At 47.9% G+C, this 15,703-nt stretch carries 13 protein-coding genes; 5 read left to right on the top strand and 8 right to left on the bottom strand.

Translation table 11 applies throughout. The features are described from left to right. Positions 1 to 11: 11 nt before the first annotated feature. The 4 genes from galE to EL628_RS29870 all read right to left on the bottom strand — a co-directional run bounded on the left by galE (position 12) and on the right by EL628_RS29870 (position 3,758). Complete coding sequence (gene galE / locus EL628_RS17800) at positions 12 to 1,004, bottom strand: UDP-glucose 4-epimerase GalE (protein WP_126581260.1); 993 nt, start codon at positions 1,002 to 1,004, stop codon at positions 12 to 14. A gap of 378 nt (positions 1,005 to 1,382) precedes the next feature. Beyond that, a complete protein-coding gene (locus EL628_RS17805) occupies positions 1,383 to 2,198 on the bottom strand; it encodes a DeoR/GlpR family DNA-binding transcription regulator (protein ID WP_126581261.1) in 816 nt (271 codons plus the stop codon). A 150-nt stretch (positions 2,199 to 2,348) separates the two neighbouring features. Then, positions 2,349 to 3,236, bottom strand: a complete 888-nt coding sequence (locus EL628_RS17810) for a glycosyltransferase family 2 protein (protein WP_245994141.1) — start codon at positions 3,234 to 3,236, stop codon at positions 2,349 to 2,351. Positions 3,237 to 3,599: 363 nt separating this feature from the next. Continuing rightward, on the bottom strand, positions 3,600 to 3,758 hold the full coding sequence (locus EL628_RS29870; RefSeq protein WP_161975577.1) for a hypothetical protein: 159 nt from the start codon (positions 3,756 to 3,758) through the stop codon (positions 3,600 to 3,602). 274 nt (positions 3,759 to 4,032) lie between these two features. On the opposite strand from EL628_RS29870, the gene EL628_RS17815 reads away from it, so the two are divergent. Further along, complete coding sequence (locus EL628_RS17815) at positions 4,033 to 4,686, top strand: nitroreductase family protein (protein WP_218028944.1); 654 nt, start codon at positions 4,033 to 4,035, stop codon at positions 4,684 to 4,686. Between the two features lie 320 nt (positions 4,687 to 5,006). Here EL628_RS17815 and EL628_RS17820 read toward each other — a convergent pair whose 3' ends face one another. The 4 genes from EL628_RS17820 to metG all read right to left on the bottom strand — a co-directional run bounded on the left by EL628_RS17820 (position 5,007) and on the right by metG (position 9,385). Continuing rightward, a complete protein-coding gene (locus tag EL628_RS17820; RefSeq protein ID WP_126581262.1) occupies positions 5,007 to 5,813 on the bottom strand; it encodes an ABC transporter permease in 807 nt (268 codons plus the stop codon). Positions 5,814 to 5,816: 3 nt separating this feature from the next. Beyond that, positions 5,817 to 6,677 (bottom strand): ABC transporter permease, encoded by an 861-nt coding sequence (locus EL628_RS17825; protein WP_126581263.1) that lies wholly within the window; start codon positions 6,675 to 6,677, stop codon positions 5,817 to 5,819. Next, complete coding sequence (locus EL628_RS17830; protein WP_126581264.1) at positions 6,674 to 7,747, bottom strand: ABC transporter ATP-binding protein; 1,074 nt, start codon at positions 7,745 to 7,747, stop codon at positions 6,674 to 6,676. The genes EL628_RS17825 and EL628_RS17830 overlap by 4 nt, the downstream gene beginning before the upstream one ends. Positions 7,748 to 7,810: 63 nt before the next feature. Continuing rightward, positions 7,811 to 9,385, bottom strand: coding sequence for a methionine--tRNA ligase (gene metG, locus EL628_RS17835; protein ID WP_126581265.1), 1,575 nt, complete (start codon positions 9,383 to 9,385; stop codon positions 7,811 to 7,813). 589 nt (positions 9,386 to 9,974) lie between these two features. Here metG and EL628_RS17840 point away from each other — a divergent pair. The 4 genes from EL628_RS17840 (at position 9,975) to hflX (ending at position 15,500) form a co-directional block, all read left to right on the top strand. After that, the gene (locus tag EL628_RS17840) at positions 9,975 to 10,214 is read left to right on the top strand and encodes a sulfurtransferase TusA family protein (protein ID WP_126581266.1); all 240 of its coding nucleotides are present in this window, start codon (positions 9,975 to 9,977) and stop codon (positions 10,212 to 10,214) included. Between the two features lie 453 nt (positions 10,215 to 10,667). Next, the gene (locus EL628_RS17845) at positions 10,668 to 12,221 is read left to right on the top strand and encodes an NAD(P)/FAD-dependent oxidoreductase (RefSeq protein WP_126581267.1); all 1,554 of its coding nucleotides are present in this window, start codon (positions 10,668 to 10,670) and stop codon (positions 12,219 to 12,221) included. A 28-nt stretch (positions 12,222 to 12,249) separates the two neighbouring features. After that, positions 12,250 to 13,674, top strand: a complete 1,425-nt coding sequence (locus EL628_RS17850; protein WP_126581268.1) for a hypothetical protein — start codon at positions 12,250 to 12,252, stop codon at positions 13,672 to 13,674. 482 nt (positions 13,675 to 14,156) lie between these two features. Next, the gene (hflX, locus tag EL628_RS17855; RefSeq protein WP_126581269.1) at positions 14,157 to 15,500 is read left to right on the top strand and encodes a GTPase HflX; all 1,344 of its coding nucleotides are present in this window, start codon (positions 14,157 to 14,159) and stop codon (positions 15,498 to 15,500) included. Positions 15,501 to 15,703: the final 203 nt, after the last annotated feature.

Genomic DNA, 15,703 nt, shown 5'->3' on the forward strand with positions numbered 1-15,703 from the left:
GAGGAACCCGGCTACTTCTCGTCTTCAAAGCCATTGGGATGAGTGCTATGCCATTGCCATGCTGTGCGAACGATGGTATCGAGGCCATATTGAGCCTTCCATCCCAACTCGCTTTCAGCTCTGGTGCAATCAGCCCAGATGGCTTCTGGGTCGCCAGGCCGGCGTGGACCATACTCAACTTTGAAATCGATGCCACTAATCTTCTTTGCCAGTTCAACGACCTCAATGACCGAGCTTCCAGTTCCGGTGCCGAGATTATAAGCTGTACTCTGATTCGTGCTGGCAATCTGCTCCAAAGCTTTGACATGGGCAATAGACAAATCAACGACATGGATATAATCGCGGATAGCAGAGCCATCACGCGTCGGATAATCAGTACCAAAGACTGTGATGGAGGGAGATTTACCAAGTGCCGCCTTCATCACTAATGGAATTAGGTTCTGGGTATGATCCCAGTCTTCACCAATGCTGGCGTTTAACGAGGCGCCAGAGGCATTGAAGTAGCGCAGCGCACTAAACTTAATCCCTCGCGTCTTGTCATACCATTTTAAGAGCGTCTCACCCATCAGTTTTGTCTCACCATAGACGCTCTCTGGCCCCCGAGGCGCATCTTCTGAGACTGGCAATTGCTTCGGTGTGCCAAAGATTGCACAACTTGAAGAGAAGACAATCAAACGAATCTGATGGCGATCCATCGCGTCCAACAGGGTATAGAGACCTGCGACATTATTCTCAAAATACTTTGTTGGTTGCTGCATGGACTCACCGGGCGCTTTATATGCAGCAAAATTAATAATGGCGTCTGGCTTCTCTTCTACAAAAACCTTATCTAGAAAAGCTGCATCCCCGATACTTCCTTGATGCAACGTAACATTTGCTGGAACAAGACGTTTATTGCCTAATTCGAGTGTATCAAGAACGGCCACTTGATGACCATAATTGAGTAATTCTTGAACAGTATGCGCTCCAATATAGCCTGCGCCTCCAGTCACCAGGACTTTCATGCTTTGCTCCTTTTCTTTGCACTAAACCACTCGGACGTGTTAACCACCTTCATTATTATCTCAATGTCTTCTACTGTCAAGTATACTGCGCGAATCGCTCATTGTCAATGCACGAATGCGCATTAACAATGAGCGATTCGCGCAGTATAACAAGAGAAGAAGTTCCTGGCTCTATCAAGATCAATTCAGTCTGATTGGACTACATTGAGAAGGAGGTCAGCGATGATCTAGCGATGATCTAGCGATGATCTAGCAATGATCTAAGGAAGATATGGAAAATATGGATACCTATCTGTGGAAAGGTGGGATCTAATGGACTGGAGAGAGATGGAAAGATTGTTATCGGACAGCTCAGGAGTTCTGTCGTCACATCCGCCCTCAATTGCCCGGATGAGCGGCGTTCTCAAAAGTGGGTTGATAGATATCAATCCCTAAGGTGCGTAATGGCGTCAGTTGTTCTTCAGTCGCATGCTGATCCGTGACCAGGATATGCATGGTAGTAATGGGGGCAATAGCATGAAGAGCAACAGAGCCAAGTTTCGTGGCATCTGCCAGGACGATGGTCCGCTGAGCTCGCTGCATGGTCAGGCGATGTGAGAGGCTCTCTAATTGGTTCGGACCTGTCAGGCCATATTCGGCGCTTAAACCAGTAACGCCAATGAAGGCTTTGGCGACAAAGACCTGATTCAGGCTCTGCTCAGCCAGTGGTCCAACAAGCGCAAAAAAATCTGGCAGAAGTAAACCGCCGGTAAGGGTGAGCGTAATACCAGGCAGGCCACTCAGCTCCATCGCAATATTCACTGCATTTGTGACCACGGTCAATGGCTGAAGACGGCTCTGCCGAATGGCTCGGGCAAGATGGGTCGTGGTCGTACCAGGAGAAAGAGCAATTGTATCGCCAGGCTGGATCAATTGAAGAGCGATACGGGCAATCTGCGTCTTCTCTTCAACCTGCCGACTCATGTTCTCTTGAAAGGTCAAACCATATGAATAGGCGCTATAAGCGAGCATATCTACTGGCAGAGCACCTCCATGAATGCGGCGCAATAAGTTCTGGCGCTCCATACGCTCAAGGTCACGCCGAATAGTCGATGCGTTAACCTCAAGTTGCTGGCTCAACTGCTCGGCATCCACTCTTCCATGGAGAAGCAGTTGTTGCAGGATGTATTCGGCTCGTTGGGCGGCATGCGACATATATTACTCTCACTCTGCTACTAGATTTTGCCATTATATGGGGCATTTATAGCAAAGTCAAGGAGCAGTGCTGCATTTCTCGGAGAAACATGGTCTTGCACCTACTACTCTTCCATGGTACTTCCATTTGAGAGGTCTGTTACAGCTATGCTAGCGTAAAAAGGAGGGTGGATCGTTGCGCTCTTCCCAGCGCCACTTGCGCGCAAAATACAACAGTTCACGCAAGGCTCGCAGAATGACTGCTGGCCTGGCTCCGGTTGCTATCCCTTCTGTACGAGGAAGATGGCGGACACCCACCTCCGTGTAGGTAAAACCGGCTCGCTTGAACTTATAGAGCATCTCTGTATTGATCATTGCTCCAGAAGTCTCGAGATCAAACGTCTGAAAAAACTCTGCTCGATACAACTTGAAGGCGCAGTCGATATCTCTTACCTGGACTCCAAAACAGAGACGGACAAGCTGCTTCCAGCCCCAGGCGTTAAATTTGCGAATCCAGGGATCACAGCGTGGATTACGATATCCTAGAACAGCATCATACTGCTCAATCAAAGGGAAAAAGGCCGCGAGATCCGTAATATCAAATTGCCCATCCGCATCCATAAAAAAGACCAGATCTTTGCTCACCGCATGAAAACCTGTAACCAGAGCAGAGCCATAACCGCGGTTGATAGGGTGACTGATCAAACGGATACGCGAATCTCCATTCATAAGCTGTTCCACGATCGGACCAGTACGATCCTTACTGCCATCATTGACTACGATGAGCTCAAACTCGTCCGTCCATTGGGCCAGAGCGGCACATGTCGTCTGGACAGTCTTTTCAATAATTGCCTCTTCATTGTAGGCAGGCAAAACCACTGATAGACTGCGCGGTGAACGTGGAATAGTGGTCACAGGTGCCAGATCGCTGTCGAGACGCGAACTTCTTTTCTGATGAATATTCATCGCCGATACTACGACGGCACCAAGTCCCATTAATAGCCAGATAGGCAGCGTACGTGCAGAGAAAGCTCTGGCAGGAAAACGTGAAATCCACATCACGTCAAAACCCTTTCTACCTACAATCACACACCTCGAAGTGTGGTATCTTTACAATACAAAACTGCGTCAACGTCTTCGTTCACAAAAACTGTATCCTCTATTCAATCAGTAGGCATGCACCCTGAAACTAACTGCACAGAAAATGTACTGGTCGAGGGACCGGAACACATTCCACATTATTAGTCTACAGACCAGCGCCAAACCCTTTCAACATGGGAGCGGACGAAACTCACTCGGGTTACTGGTTACATTGCTAGGGCGAAACTGGTTGATGATACTGGTCTGGAGCTACCAACTCCAAAGACAAAAAAAATCACCCAGCCTGATGCTGGATGATACTTCTCTCGCCTTCGACCGGATCTACTGAAAAATTGCATCGTGCAATGGGGGTCGTTCAGATTTATGAGACGAGTCTGGAGGACGCTTCTTTGGCTGTTGCGCTAAGAGCGCGAGATGAACAGTTACAGCCAGAATTAATACGACACTCACCCCGCTTAGAGCCAGTATATAGGTTATCATGGGTTATCCCCCATTTCTGTTGAACCACACATAGTTCAACTGTTTCAACCTTTTCTAGAATGCTCTCTCCTCATAAAGATTAAACGCTATCGATGAAAGAAAGTCAAATCGTGATCTGGTTGAGGCTTGTATACTCTCTTTCCTCGAAGGGTTGAGCTCATGTGATCTCAGTAGACTGAATCTTTATGCCTCACCACGGTCTTCTTCACAAAACGGTGATATACTAACTATAAGAAATCATGAGACGATAGCCTTCTATGTGAGGAGATTTTTTGTGACAACATTGAACCTTACCCCCGATGAGCTTTTAACTACGACGCGTGCAGTACGCAAACGCTTAGATTTCTCGCGGCCAGTTGAGATGCAGGTGATCAAAGAATGTCTGGAGATTGCGCTTCAAGCCCCTTCAGGCAGTAACCGTCAGCGCTGGCATTTTGTGATTATAACTGATGCCGAGAAACGTAAAGCCATTTCAGACTATTATCGTAAAGGTTATTATGAGTATCGCGATAGTCCATCAGCAGCCGGTAAGCTTTTTGCGGATGATGCTCAACGGAGCCAGGTCCAGAAGAGGGTGCAAACGTCAGTGGACTATCTGGCCGAACATATGCACGAAGCCCCTGTCCTCTTCCTCCCCTGTTTCCAGGGCCGACCCGATGGGCAGCCTGCGATGAATCAGGCCAGTCCCTGGGGCTCCATCATTCCAGCTGCCTGGAGCTTTATGCTGGCTGCCCGCGCTCGCGGTCTGGGCTCCGTCTGGACGACATTGCACCTGGAATATGAAAAAGAGGTTGCTGAGATTATCGGCCTCCCTTATCAAGAGGTTACGCAGGTTGCTCTCATTCCCGTTGCCTATACTCTGGGCACAGACTTCAAACCAGCTCCACGCCAGCCCCTGGACTCTGTCCTGCACCTGAATTCCTGGTAACCATTCATGAAAGGCCTGCAGACGAAGATTCATGAAAGCTCTTTTGTGCCGGTGCCTTTATCATGGTATGTACCTATTAAGCAACACAAGTTTTTGGCTCTCTGTCCTTCGAGATGACGTGGAAAGATGGACTTCCCCCTTTCATGCGATAAATTGCATCTCATATGCGATCTATCGCATGAACATGTACGGCCCATCATTCATGATGGCCGCGGCCCAGGACCACCACAAGGATGCACACGCCCTCCTGATTCCTGCGGACCATTTCGGCCTTCACCGATCATCCCGAGGGTCGGACAGGATCCTGCGTTCAATACTTCTCAGGACTGCATGCCCAACAGATTTCCGCTCTCGTAGCGACGAAGTCCAAGGTTAAAGAGACTTACTGCCAGAACCACAAAGACAATCGTTGCTCCAACCATTGCGCCGCACCACATCCAACTAAACTGATGGAGAATCTGCAATGGCACAAAACTAATAAATCCCGCTGGGATCACGGTGAACAGTAACAACCGGACAAAGCCATTAAAGAGATCCATTGGATAGGTCGAAAAAGAAATGATGACATTCATTAACTGTCCAATAAAGCCTTCTGCATTTCCCAGAAAAAAGGCTAATGAGCCACATAGGACAAAGAAGGATGTAAAGATGATGGCTCCCAATAGAACCAGGATAGGAAACAGGAAGAGATTCAATGGACCTGGATGGACTATCAGAACATAAGCCCCCACTGCAAAAATGATATCTCCCCACGAGGTTGGATTGCTGGCTGAAACACAGACATGCAGTAAGGTATTGCGCGGCATTCCCAGATAGGCATCCAATCCTCCATTGACAACCAGGCTCGCAATATTCGATGCATTGCCCAAGAGTGCAATACTCAAACCAAACGAGCAGGCAGATAAGGCCCACAACATGACAATATCAGTATTCTGCCAGCCATGAACCAGAGGGAACTGCTGAAAGTAACTCCACCAGAAGAAGAGCCAGAGGCAATCGTTCGCAATCATCGCGATGATCTGCGTAATGAAAGCGCTACGATATTCCATGGATGATTGCAGATTGGCAAACACATACGCTCCCAGAAAACGGAGCATGCTCTGGCTACGCTTCAGTATTGGATGCATTCCTTATCCTCCGTTCACCGTCACACGACGTAAAGCGATGCGATACACAGCCATCAGGATGATGATCCCTACACCTAATGTGATAAGCTGTTGAACAAGCAACCAGTAAAATTGTGTCAGATCAAAATGAACTAATGTGCGGGCTGGACCATAAAGAATGGTACTAAAGGGTAACAGCCTGGCAATATAGCGGAACGGCTCAGGGAAAACGTCCAGAGGAGCCAGAACCCCTCCAAGCACCAGGGTCAGGCGGCTAAAGATTAACGTAAAAGATTGCGTCTCTTCAGTCCAGAATGCAAGCAATCCAATACAGAAGTACGCTACAAATTCAATACAGATCGCCAGGAAGACCGCAACCGGCCATGCCAGCAGACCAGCCCAGGTAAGATGAGGAACACCTGCGATGAATAAGGCCAGGATCACTCCCACCACGCTATTCATCGTCAATCGCACCAGACGCTCACCCAGGTAGTGGGCAAAATTGTAGAGCAGATAGTTACTCGGTCGGATCAATTGATAGGCCAGTTGGCCCGAACGAACCTCCAGATCAATGCGTTTGGTCAGCGCTGGCATGGACAGGGCAATCGTTTCTGCCGCCAGCAGATACCAGATCATGTCACGGATGCTAAAACCATTCAGCAAGGTAGCATGCCGCAATGTATAAGTCGTTTGCCAGAGCTGGCTGAGAATAAAGACCAGAACAAACAGGAAAAGGGCACGAAAAAAAACTTCGGTGACATACGCTATATTATTAGCAATACTTACCTGCAACACTGCCAGATATTTTCGCATCAGCCGCCACCAGTGCCCTTTACGACGGTGTAGCGGCTGAAGGGTTTGCACTGGGACGCTCGTCTGGCTCATGACCTCACCTCCTCAATCACTTGCGGCTCAATCTGGCGCTGATAAATGGCGGCAATAATCTCTTCCATCGGTGGATCGGTGATCGTCATATCTTGAATATGGCTGCGTTCTAATAGTGCGGCAATAATGGGTTCCAATGGCGAACGTGCGGTATCCACCTCCAGAATAAGTTGACGACCTTCGACCTTAAGCACCCGAATCCCTGACTCCTTAGAGCCCTCAGAGAGCAGTCGAAAGTGCCATCGCTCACCTTCATGCGAAGTATCTGGCAGACAGACTGAGCTGGCAGGCACATCCAGCAGAAGCTCCAGCCGCTTGGTCTTCAGATACTCTCGTTTGAGTTGAGAGACCGGGGCATCTAGAATGATCTCGCCGTGATTAATGACAATAGCCCGACGACAGATAATCTCAATATCCCCTGCATCGTGCGATGTCAGGAATATACTGGTTCCTTCTTCGGCATTAAGTTGAGCAATCAGATCGCGAATACGCTGCTTGGCGATAACATCCAGTCCGATAGTTGGCTCATCTAAAAAGAGTAATTTTGGCTGATGCAAGAGCGCCGCCGCCAGTTCACAGCGCATTCGCTCACCCAGACTCAGTTTACGAGCAGGAGTCCGTATATATGCCTCAATGCCAAAGACATCGATCAGAAAAGCACGCCGCCGTTGATACGCAGCCCAATCCAACTCATAGATGTGGGCCAGCAGATTGAAGGTATCCTGTGGCGGCAGATGATACCAGAGCTGCGATTTCTGACCAAACACGCTGGCAATTGCATAGGCCAGTTGTTGACGCTGCTGCCAGGGATTGAAGCCTAACACCGTGGCGTGGCCTGCGGTAGGATAGAGAATCCCTGTCAACATTTTAATTGTGGTGGATTTACCTGCTCCATTGGGACCAATAAAGGCTAATAGCTCACCCGCTTCAAGGACGAAATCAATTGGTTTAACAGCCTCGCGCTGCTGATAGCGCGGAGCCACAAACGAACGCAGACTACTAGCGATGCCAGATGCTCGCTCACGACTGGTAAAGGTCTTGGTTAATCCTGTAACCTCAATGATTGCCATCGTTCAATTGCCTCTCTTTTTTCTTCTGGTCCAATCTCGGGGAGCTACTTTTCTGCGCAGCGACTATAAGGTTGCCACTATCTCCGCATCCAGACGAGGGAAAAGCAGCGCTCCTGGCACAACATGGGTCAAAGGCTGGCTTCCCCACGGCGTTGCCGCATGCCAATCGCCATGATCAATCCTTCCCAGCCCCAGTTGCTGGTAAATGCGTTGAGCCGATGATGGGATAAATGGAGCTAAGAGAATTGCCTGAATCCGGGTTGCCTCGGCTGCTGAGGCCAATACCGTACGCAGGTACTCATGCTGCTCAGGTTGTTTAGCAAGCTTCCAGGGGGCGCTATGCTCAATATATTGATTGGTGCGGCGTACAAACGTCCAGATTGCGTTGAGCGCAATATTAATCTCCCAACTCTCCAGAGCCTGCTCAGCTTTCAAGCGCGCTTCAAGCGCTGCGTTCTTTAATTCTCTTTCTGCTGCTCCTAAAGGGCCAGCGGCGGGAATCTCTCCCCCACAATAGCGCTGCACCATAGATACTACGCGATTAAGAAGATTCCCAAGATCGTTGCCCAATTCATCGTTATAGTGGCGCAGCAGGCCAGTTCGCGAAAAATCACTATCATTGCCAAAAGATAGGTTACGTGCTAAGTAAAAGCGCAATGCATCTGCGCCAACCTTATCAACGACAGCGACTGGATCAATCACATTCCCCAACGTCTTGGAGAGCTTCTGCCCCTCAATCGTTGTAAAGCCATGCACTGGAATCTGTCTGGGCAATGGCAAGTTCGCAGAGAGAAGCATCGCTGGCCAATAGAGACAATGAAAGCGTGTAATATCCTTGCCGATGACATGAGCATCCGCTGGCCAGTACTGCTTGAGCCTGGCTTCATCATGCGGAAAACCGACCGCGGTCAGGTAGTTCACCAGAGCGTCAAACCAGACATAGATGACCTGTGAGGGATCATCTGGGACTGGAATGCCCCAGGAGATCGTCCCAGGTCGCACCTGGCGCGAGACTGAAAAATCACGTAGCCCCTGTTTGAGGAGTCCCAGAACCTCCGCCCGCCGAGAGGCTGGAACCACAAACTCTGGATGAGACTCAATATGTTCCTGAAGCTGGACGCTATATTTGGAAAGGGCAAAAAAGTAGTTCTCTTCATGCAACCACTCAGGTGTGAGTGAGGTATGAATAGGACAACGACCACTCACCAGATCTTCAGAATTGTAATAGTTATTACAATTGGGGCAATACCAACCAGAATACACTGCCTTGTAGATATCACCTTGCTGCTTGGCGCGTTGAAACATCTCTAGAGAGGCTTGACGATGGCGCTCTTCCGTCGTACGAATCCAATCATCATAAGAGATATCCAGACGAGCCCAGGTGGTACGAAAGGCTTGATCTATCTGATCTATCCAGGCCTGTGGCTCAATATGACGATCGTAGGCAGCTCGTAATACATGCTGGCTATTCTCATCGAGCCCCATGCTAAAGTACGTATCATCGCCGAGTAAGCGATGATAGCGCGCGACAATATCAGCTGCCACTTTCTCAAGCGCATGCCCGATATGAGGAACGCCGTTAGGATAATCAATTGCTGTTGTCAGGTAATATGTTGTCTGCTCTACTGCATCTACCATGCCGTTTCCCTCATCTCATAAAACTTGTTCAAACATTTCCACCTGGGAACGTATTGTGAGAGGGCTAAAGACAAAAAGAGGGGCGCAGGTCCGTCGCCTGCGCCCCTCTTTTTGTCTTCAGCTCTCACCATCTCAATGGATGATTATGCTTTAAGTCGAAGGACAGCGACATGGGAGCCATGGCCATATACATAGGCATGGGCATACCTGCACAAGAAAGATGAAGCATAAACATACTCTGCGTCTGCTGCATAATTGCTGCTGTCCTTTAATAGAACCTTGAATGCAAATTCAAAATGCGTACTCTTATGGTAAGTTTACCTATTATACTTGTGTTTTGTCAAGCTACAAACATAGGCTGATGTTCTCTCTTCTTTTAATCAAAGAGAGAGGGAACATCCAGCATCGACTCATAACCATGTTGTAAGAGAAGATGAGCTATGCGAGAAGTGCCCATGGCAAGCTGAACTTTCGTGGATAGAATTGACGCAGCAATAGCTGTGCAAATATGGTACGATAAAATGTAAGCTTATTATCTTTCCTCACTACCAAACTGTGCAGATATTGCTCGAGAAAGGCTTGCAACTCGATGGGAACAACGCTTCACGCTGACAAAATTTTAGATCTTGGCGAAAAAGGCTGTAGCCGCTTACTTGGAGATATTACCGATTCACTCCAGGATCTTGCCCCCGGCAAAACATTGCTTGTCTTAGCCAATGATCCAGCAGCCCCACTCGATATCAAAGTCTGGTGCCGTCAGACCGGGAATATCCTTCAACAAGCCGATATTGCAACAGGACAATTTCTCATCCAGAAAAAAGTAGGCTAGAGCCACTTATAAGGTCCTATACACTTTTTATATAAGCTTGATGTCTCATGTGAGCGAAACAAGCCACTTTATTTTCAGAAGCTACGCATACATAATAGATAAAATCTGTGTGCCAGGGCTCGCTTTCTTATGCCTATAGATAGGTCTTCTTGCCTCATCACCGGTCTCTACAGAGCTACAAAAGCATCCCCTGACTCATTGCCACCATAGATTTTGAACCTGCCTGTCCTTTTTTGGGAAACATTTTTGTCTGTAAAAGATCGAGAATCACGCATTAATTACAATAATTTCTTTTTCATATATTTTTGTTGTGTATGCAACACCAAATTGGCCATTATTCCCATTTAGATTGTCACCAGAGATGCAAAACCTCTATAATGTTCCAGAATTTGATTGATTATTTTGAATCTAGCTAAATGTTATTTACCTTATCGTATTGAGGAAGGTTCAATTATGTCTCTAACCCATTCTCAAGAAGAGTATCTTTTTCTGGATACTGAACAGGCGTCTACGCAGCAGCCACAAAAGCAGGTAGTGATTATGGGTGCTGGCCCGGCAGGACTTACAGCAGCCTATGAACTGGCAGTTCATCAACAAGTAGGAGTTACTGTTTTAGAAAAAGACCCTCGCTATGTTGGTGGCATCTCGCGTACAGTCGAAGCAAACGGATATCGCTTTGATATCGGTGGACACCGCTTCTTTTCCAAAAGCACTGAGATCGAAGAGCTCTGGACTGAAGTAATGGGTGCTGACCTCCTTGTTCGCCCTCGTCTCTCACGCATTGTCTATAAAGGCAAGTATTTTGATTATCCATTAAAAGCTTTCAACGCTTTATTTAATCTTGGTCCTATTGAAACCATCCGCTGTATCAGCAGCTATGTACTTGCCCGTATTAAGCCTACTTCTCATCCTAAGAGCTTCGAAGAGTGGGTTACAAACCAGTTTGGCAAACGCCTGTTTAGCATTTTCTTCAAGACCTATACAGAAAAAGTCTGGGGAATGAGCACCAAAGAACTATCAGCAGACTGGGCTGCTCAACGTATTAAAGGGCTCAATCTCCTTGAAGCCATCAAAAATGCACTCCTCCCCCAAAAAACGAAAAAGGGCGGAGAGGTGATCAAAACTCTCATTGAGGAGTTCCGCTATCCACGTCGCGGCCCAGGAGAGTTATGGGAGCGCGTAGCAACAATTCTTGACCAGCATGGTCATCCTGTACAAATGGATAAAGAGATTGTAAGTATCCACCATGCCAACAACCAGATTACAGGAATTGTTGTGCGCGATAGCAATGGGCAGACAGAACTTGTGCGCGGAACCCATTATATTTCAACATTGCCTATGCGTGAACTTGTCCATGCCTTCGATCCCCCTCTTGCCCAGGAAGTAATTCAAGCAGCTGACGGCCTCAAATATCGAGATTTCTTGACTGTAGCGATGATTGTCGATAAAGCAGAGATGTTTCCAGATAACTGGATTTATCTTCATGATCCCGATATTGTTGCTGGCCGCATCCAGAACTTTAAAAACTGGAGTCCGGATATGGTCCCTGATGCCAGCAAAACGTGCCTTGGGCTGGAATATTTCTGCTTCGAGGGCGATGGTCTGTGGACTTCTAGCGACGAAGATCTGGTCAAACAGGGAGGCAAGGATCTTATGCAGCTCAAGTTATGCAAACCTGAAGAAATTCTTGGTGGAGTCGTTGTACGTCAATACAAAGCCTATCCGGTCTACGATGATGATTACAAGAAAAATGTGCGCATTATCCGCGATGCTCTAGAGGCCCAGGCATCCAATCTCCAGCTGGTTGGACGCAATGGCATGCACCACTACAACAACCAGGATCATTCAATGATGACGGCTCTTTGTGCCGCTCGCAATATTGCCACTGATGCGAACCTCGATCCCTGGAGCGTCAACACAGATGCAGAATATCATGAGGGCACACGCGACGTTGAAGATAACTCTGGGCGCCTCGTTCCACACCGTGTTGCGGTAGCCGAAAAGTAATCAAGAGATAGTGGAGTGCTAGTAATCAATGCAACAATTTCTACGCCGCCGCTTGAATGACGGAGTGCTCTTTATTATTCTTATGCTTCTGCTGGGTACATTTACCGTTTTGCTTCAGATCAACCCATTGCATGAATCATTGTTCAACAGTTTCGCATTACAAGCTCAGGCCTGGCTCCAGGGACATACAGATATTAGAACACCTGTACTTGATAAGGTGATTATTCATGGCAAAATGTACCTGGTATTTCCGCCACTGCCGCCAATAATGATGCTGCCTTTTGTAGCCCTTTTAGGTAAAAATTTCAGTGATATCTGGTTTACGTGGATATTCGCTGCTGCCAATATTGTTCTATTGTTTCGTACGCTTGAAGTAATGAGGGTATCCCACATTACACAGCGTACGCCGCTTGAAAATGTGATTATAGCCCTTACTTTTGGGTTTGGTACAATAGAATTGTGGCTCAGCCTTGATGGCATTATATATATGACAGCTCAAATCATCAGCGTATTTGGTATTCTTCTTACGCTTCATAGCACGTTGAGCAGACGTTGGACACTTGCTACTTTAGGGGTAAGTATGGTACTCCTCACTCGTTCATCCGAGGTACTAATCGGAGTATTTCCCCTCATCGTCTACCTTCACGATCTGGGAATTGGACGACGCACCCAGACACGCTGGCGCTTTTTACCACTACGCTGGCCTTCCCTGCGTGAAGTAGCAGTGATTCTTACTCCCTTTCTCCTTGCAACAATCATCCTGCTCATCCGTAACAAAGTCTATTTCGACAACTTCCTTGAAACTGGTTACAATATACAAAATGCACAAGTATACCCGGACATCCACTATGGGGTACTTAATTGGCATTATTTGTGGCCTAATATTGTCATTGCTTTTCTACGTGGACCAACCTTTACTTTTACTGGTCCTTTTGATATCCACCCTCATACTGATCTGTATATAGATGGTATCGGAACCAGTATGTTTTTTAGCACTCCACTGCTGGCAATTTTCATCTTCTCACCACAAGGAAAAACGTCATCCCCCTGGCTACGTAGAGCATTCTGGACGACCACAGCTGTCATTCTCCTCTCAGTATTGCTCTTTTGCGCTGCAGGATGGCGCCAGGTGGGAGCACGCTATACATTGCCAATCTATCCATTGCTCTTCTTACTTCTTGCACAAAGAGCTGCTCCTCTGGATACGCGCTGGATCTCTCTGGCTGGCTTAGGGGTCTTCATTAATCTCTTACTCGCCCGTACCTTCTGGTACAAAGAGCCATCTCAGCGCTTTGTCGTTACAAGTGTGATCATTGTAACTATCGCTTGCATTACTGCTATCGTCTTGCTTCACTGGCAACGGCGCAATTCAGAGAAACAATCTCTGGATGCGTTAACGTCTGATCTAGACAATGTTGACATTACCGAAAAGGTATTGGCAAACAGAATGTGAATAAAAAAATGAAAGCTGTTTAAATGAAACAGCTTTCATTTTTTTCCCTTGATTTCTGGCCCACAATCGTGTATAATTGTTGGTAACACTTCAAAAAAATACCACAGACAAAGCAGGAGAGATAACGAGTGATAGTTTTCAATTAATCATGGATCTTCCGTTTCGCATACGTTGCCCTCAGCATTTCCAGCTACTTTACTCTTGTGGACTGGCTTTGCAGGTCGCAATGGAGGCTGCGGTCCCTGGTAAAGAAGACATCCGTTATCCTTGCAGACAAACCCAAGACCCACCGAATGCCTATGCATAGGTATCGCCAATAAACCTCATTACTCTTCTCTACCTATCCGCAAACGCTCCTGAGCAATCTTTTGCAAACTGGTATCGCTCTGTGCAACAAACAGGCCATCTTTATCATCAGATCAGTACTTTTCCTCTGTCAGAATGTGCCTCACACTGACAGTTTCTATACAAAGGAGTCTGCTTTGCAGGAACAAACGAATACTCAAAATAAAAAACAGCAGGACATCAACGATAAGCCTCTCCAGGGCCTGCTGGCTGATGCACCAATGCGCGTGATTCTGGTGACGGTCGAGACGTCTGAGACCGATTGGCCTATTCATGAATCGCTCGATGAGCTCGAACAGCTAGCCGCTAGCGCAGGGGCCGTGACGGTCGATCGCGTTATCCAGCGTATGGACCATCCCCATCCCGCTACTCTGCTTGGTTCAGGCAAGGTGGCCGAACTCAGAGAGCTGACTCGTTTTCATGATTGCGACGCGGTGATCTTTGATCTTGAACTTAAACCAGGTCAACATCGCAATTTAGAAAAAGAGTTAGATCTTCAGGTGCTGGATCGCACAGCCTTGATTCTGATTATCTTTGGCCAACGGGCTCGTACCCGCGAGGGTCGCTTGCAAGTTGAGCTGGCTCAGGTCGAATATGATCTGCCTCGCCTCACCCGCGCCTGGTCCCACTTATCGCGTCAGCGTGGTGGCACTCAACAACGCGGTGAAGGTGAGAAACAGATTGAGGTCGATCGTCGCTTGCTCCGTCGCCAGAAAGATCAGTTAGAAGAAGAGTTGGAAGCGGTACGTAGTCAGCGCGAACTCCACCGCGAACGCCGCAAACATACTGGCTCACCCGTAGTTGCTCTGGTTGGCTACACGAATGCAGGCAAATCAACTCTGCTCAATCGCTTTGCAGGCCCCAGTACACTGGCAGAAAATAAGCTGTTTGCTACGCTTGATCCTACAACACGGCGCATTCGGCTGGCTGGCGGGCAAGAGGTCCTCTTAACCGATACGGTGGGTTTTGTACAGCGCCTTCCAACGACTCTAGTTGCTGCCTTCCGAGCTACGCTGGAAGAGGTGGCGCAGGCCGATCTCTTAATTCATGTGGTTGATGCCTCTCATCCTCATGTCCATCTCCAGGTTCAAGCTGTTGAACAGGTTCTGGAAGAGATTGGGGCCGGTGGCTTACCAATGATCGTGGCGGTCAACAAGATTGATCTTCTTCCCGCAGATATGCCTCTCCATCTCGGAGGATTGGCCGCTAAGCTGCCAGCAGTACAGGTGTCTGCTCTACAAGGCAAGGGAATGGATGATCTTATGCGTTGTATCAGCCAGGCTCTGATTGAGCAGTTTACGCCGCTCAATGTAGTTATACCTTATGATCGTGGTGATCTCGTCGCTCAGTTCCATCAATTTGGGATGATTGAATTGGAAGAGTATGAGGAAGCAGGCACACATCTGCGTGGCCATCTCCCAACCAATCATAGCGGTCCGTTTAAACACTTTGAACAGACTGCGATCCATCATACACGCTGATTGTCTGCTCACGTAGATTTTTGAAAGCTTCATCCGCATGAGCCATAACGGAGCATGTGGATGAAGCTTGTCGAGGTTTTGTGCCGATCAACACGAATAGATAACGACGAAGGGAGCCTGTCTCTCTCTGATGAGACAGAGAGGAGACAGGCTCCTTCACTACGAGGGCCTCTGTGGTGGAACCTCTTGCCTCTACTCCCAGT

Origin of the sequence: Tengunoibacter tsumagoiensis, assembly GCF_003967535.1 — a bacterium.
GTDB lineage: Bacteria > Chloroflexota > Ktedonobacteria > Ktedonobacterales > Ktedonobacteraceae > Tengunoibacter > Tengunoibacter tsumagoiensis.

What these genes read in the sequence shown, in the direction of transcription:
- EL628_RS17825 (WP_126581263.1), bottom strand. Translation starts at nt 6,677, where the DNA reads ATGAGCCAGACGAGCGTCCCAGTGCAAACCCTTCAGCCGCTACACCGT.
- EL628_RS17820 (WP_126581262.1), bottom strand. Translation starts at nt 5,813, where the DNA reads ATGCATCCAATACTGAAGCGTAGCCAGAGCATGCTCCGTTTTCTGGGA.
- galE (WP_126581260.1), bottom strand. Translation starts at nt 1,004, where the DNA reads ATGAAAGTCCTGGTGACTGGAGGCGCAGGCTATATTGGAGCGCATACT.
- metG (WP_126581265.1), bottom strand. Translation starts at nt 9,385, where the DNA reads ATGGTAGATGCAGTAGAGCAGACAACATATTACCTGACAACAGCAATT.
- EL628_RS17840 (WP_126581266.1), top strand. Translation starts at nt 9,975, where the DNA reads ATGGGAACAACGCTTCACGCTGACAAAATTTTAGATCTTGGCGAAAAA.
- EL628_RS17845 (WP_126581267.1), top strand. Translation starts at nt 10,668, where the DNA reads ATGTCTCTAACCCATTCTCAAGAAGAGTATCTTTTTCTGGATACTGAA.
- EL628_RS17810 (WP_245994141.1), bottom strand. Translation starts at nt 3,236, where the DNA reads ATGTGGATTTCACGTTTTCCTGCCAGAGCTTTCTCTGCACGTACGCTG.
- EL628_RS17850 (WP_126581268.1), top strand. Translation starts at nt 12,250, where the DNA reads ATGCAACAATTTCTACGCCGCCGCTTGAATGACGGAGTGCTCTTTATT.
- EL628_RS17805 (WP_126581261.1), bottom strand. Translation starts at nt 2,198, where the DNA reads ATGTCGCATGCCGCCCAACGAGCCGAATACATCCTGCAACAACTGCTT.
- EL628_RS17830 (WP_126581264.1), bottom strand. Translation starts at nt 7,747, where the DNA reads ATGGCAATCATTGAGGTTACAGGATTAACCAAGACCTTTACCAGTCGT.
- EL628_RS29870 (WP_161975577.1), bottom strand. Translation starts at nt 3,758, where the DNA reads ATGATAACCTATATACTGGCTCTAAGCGGGGTGAGTGTCGTATTAATT.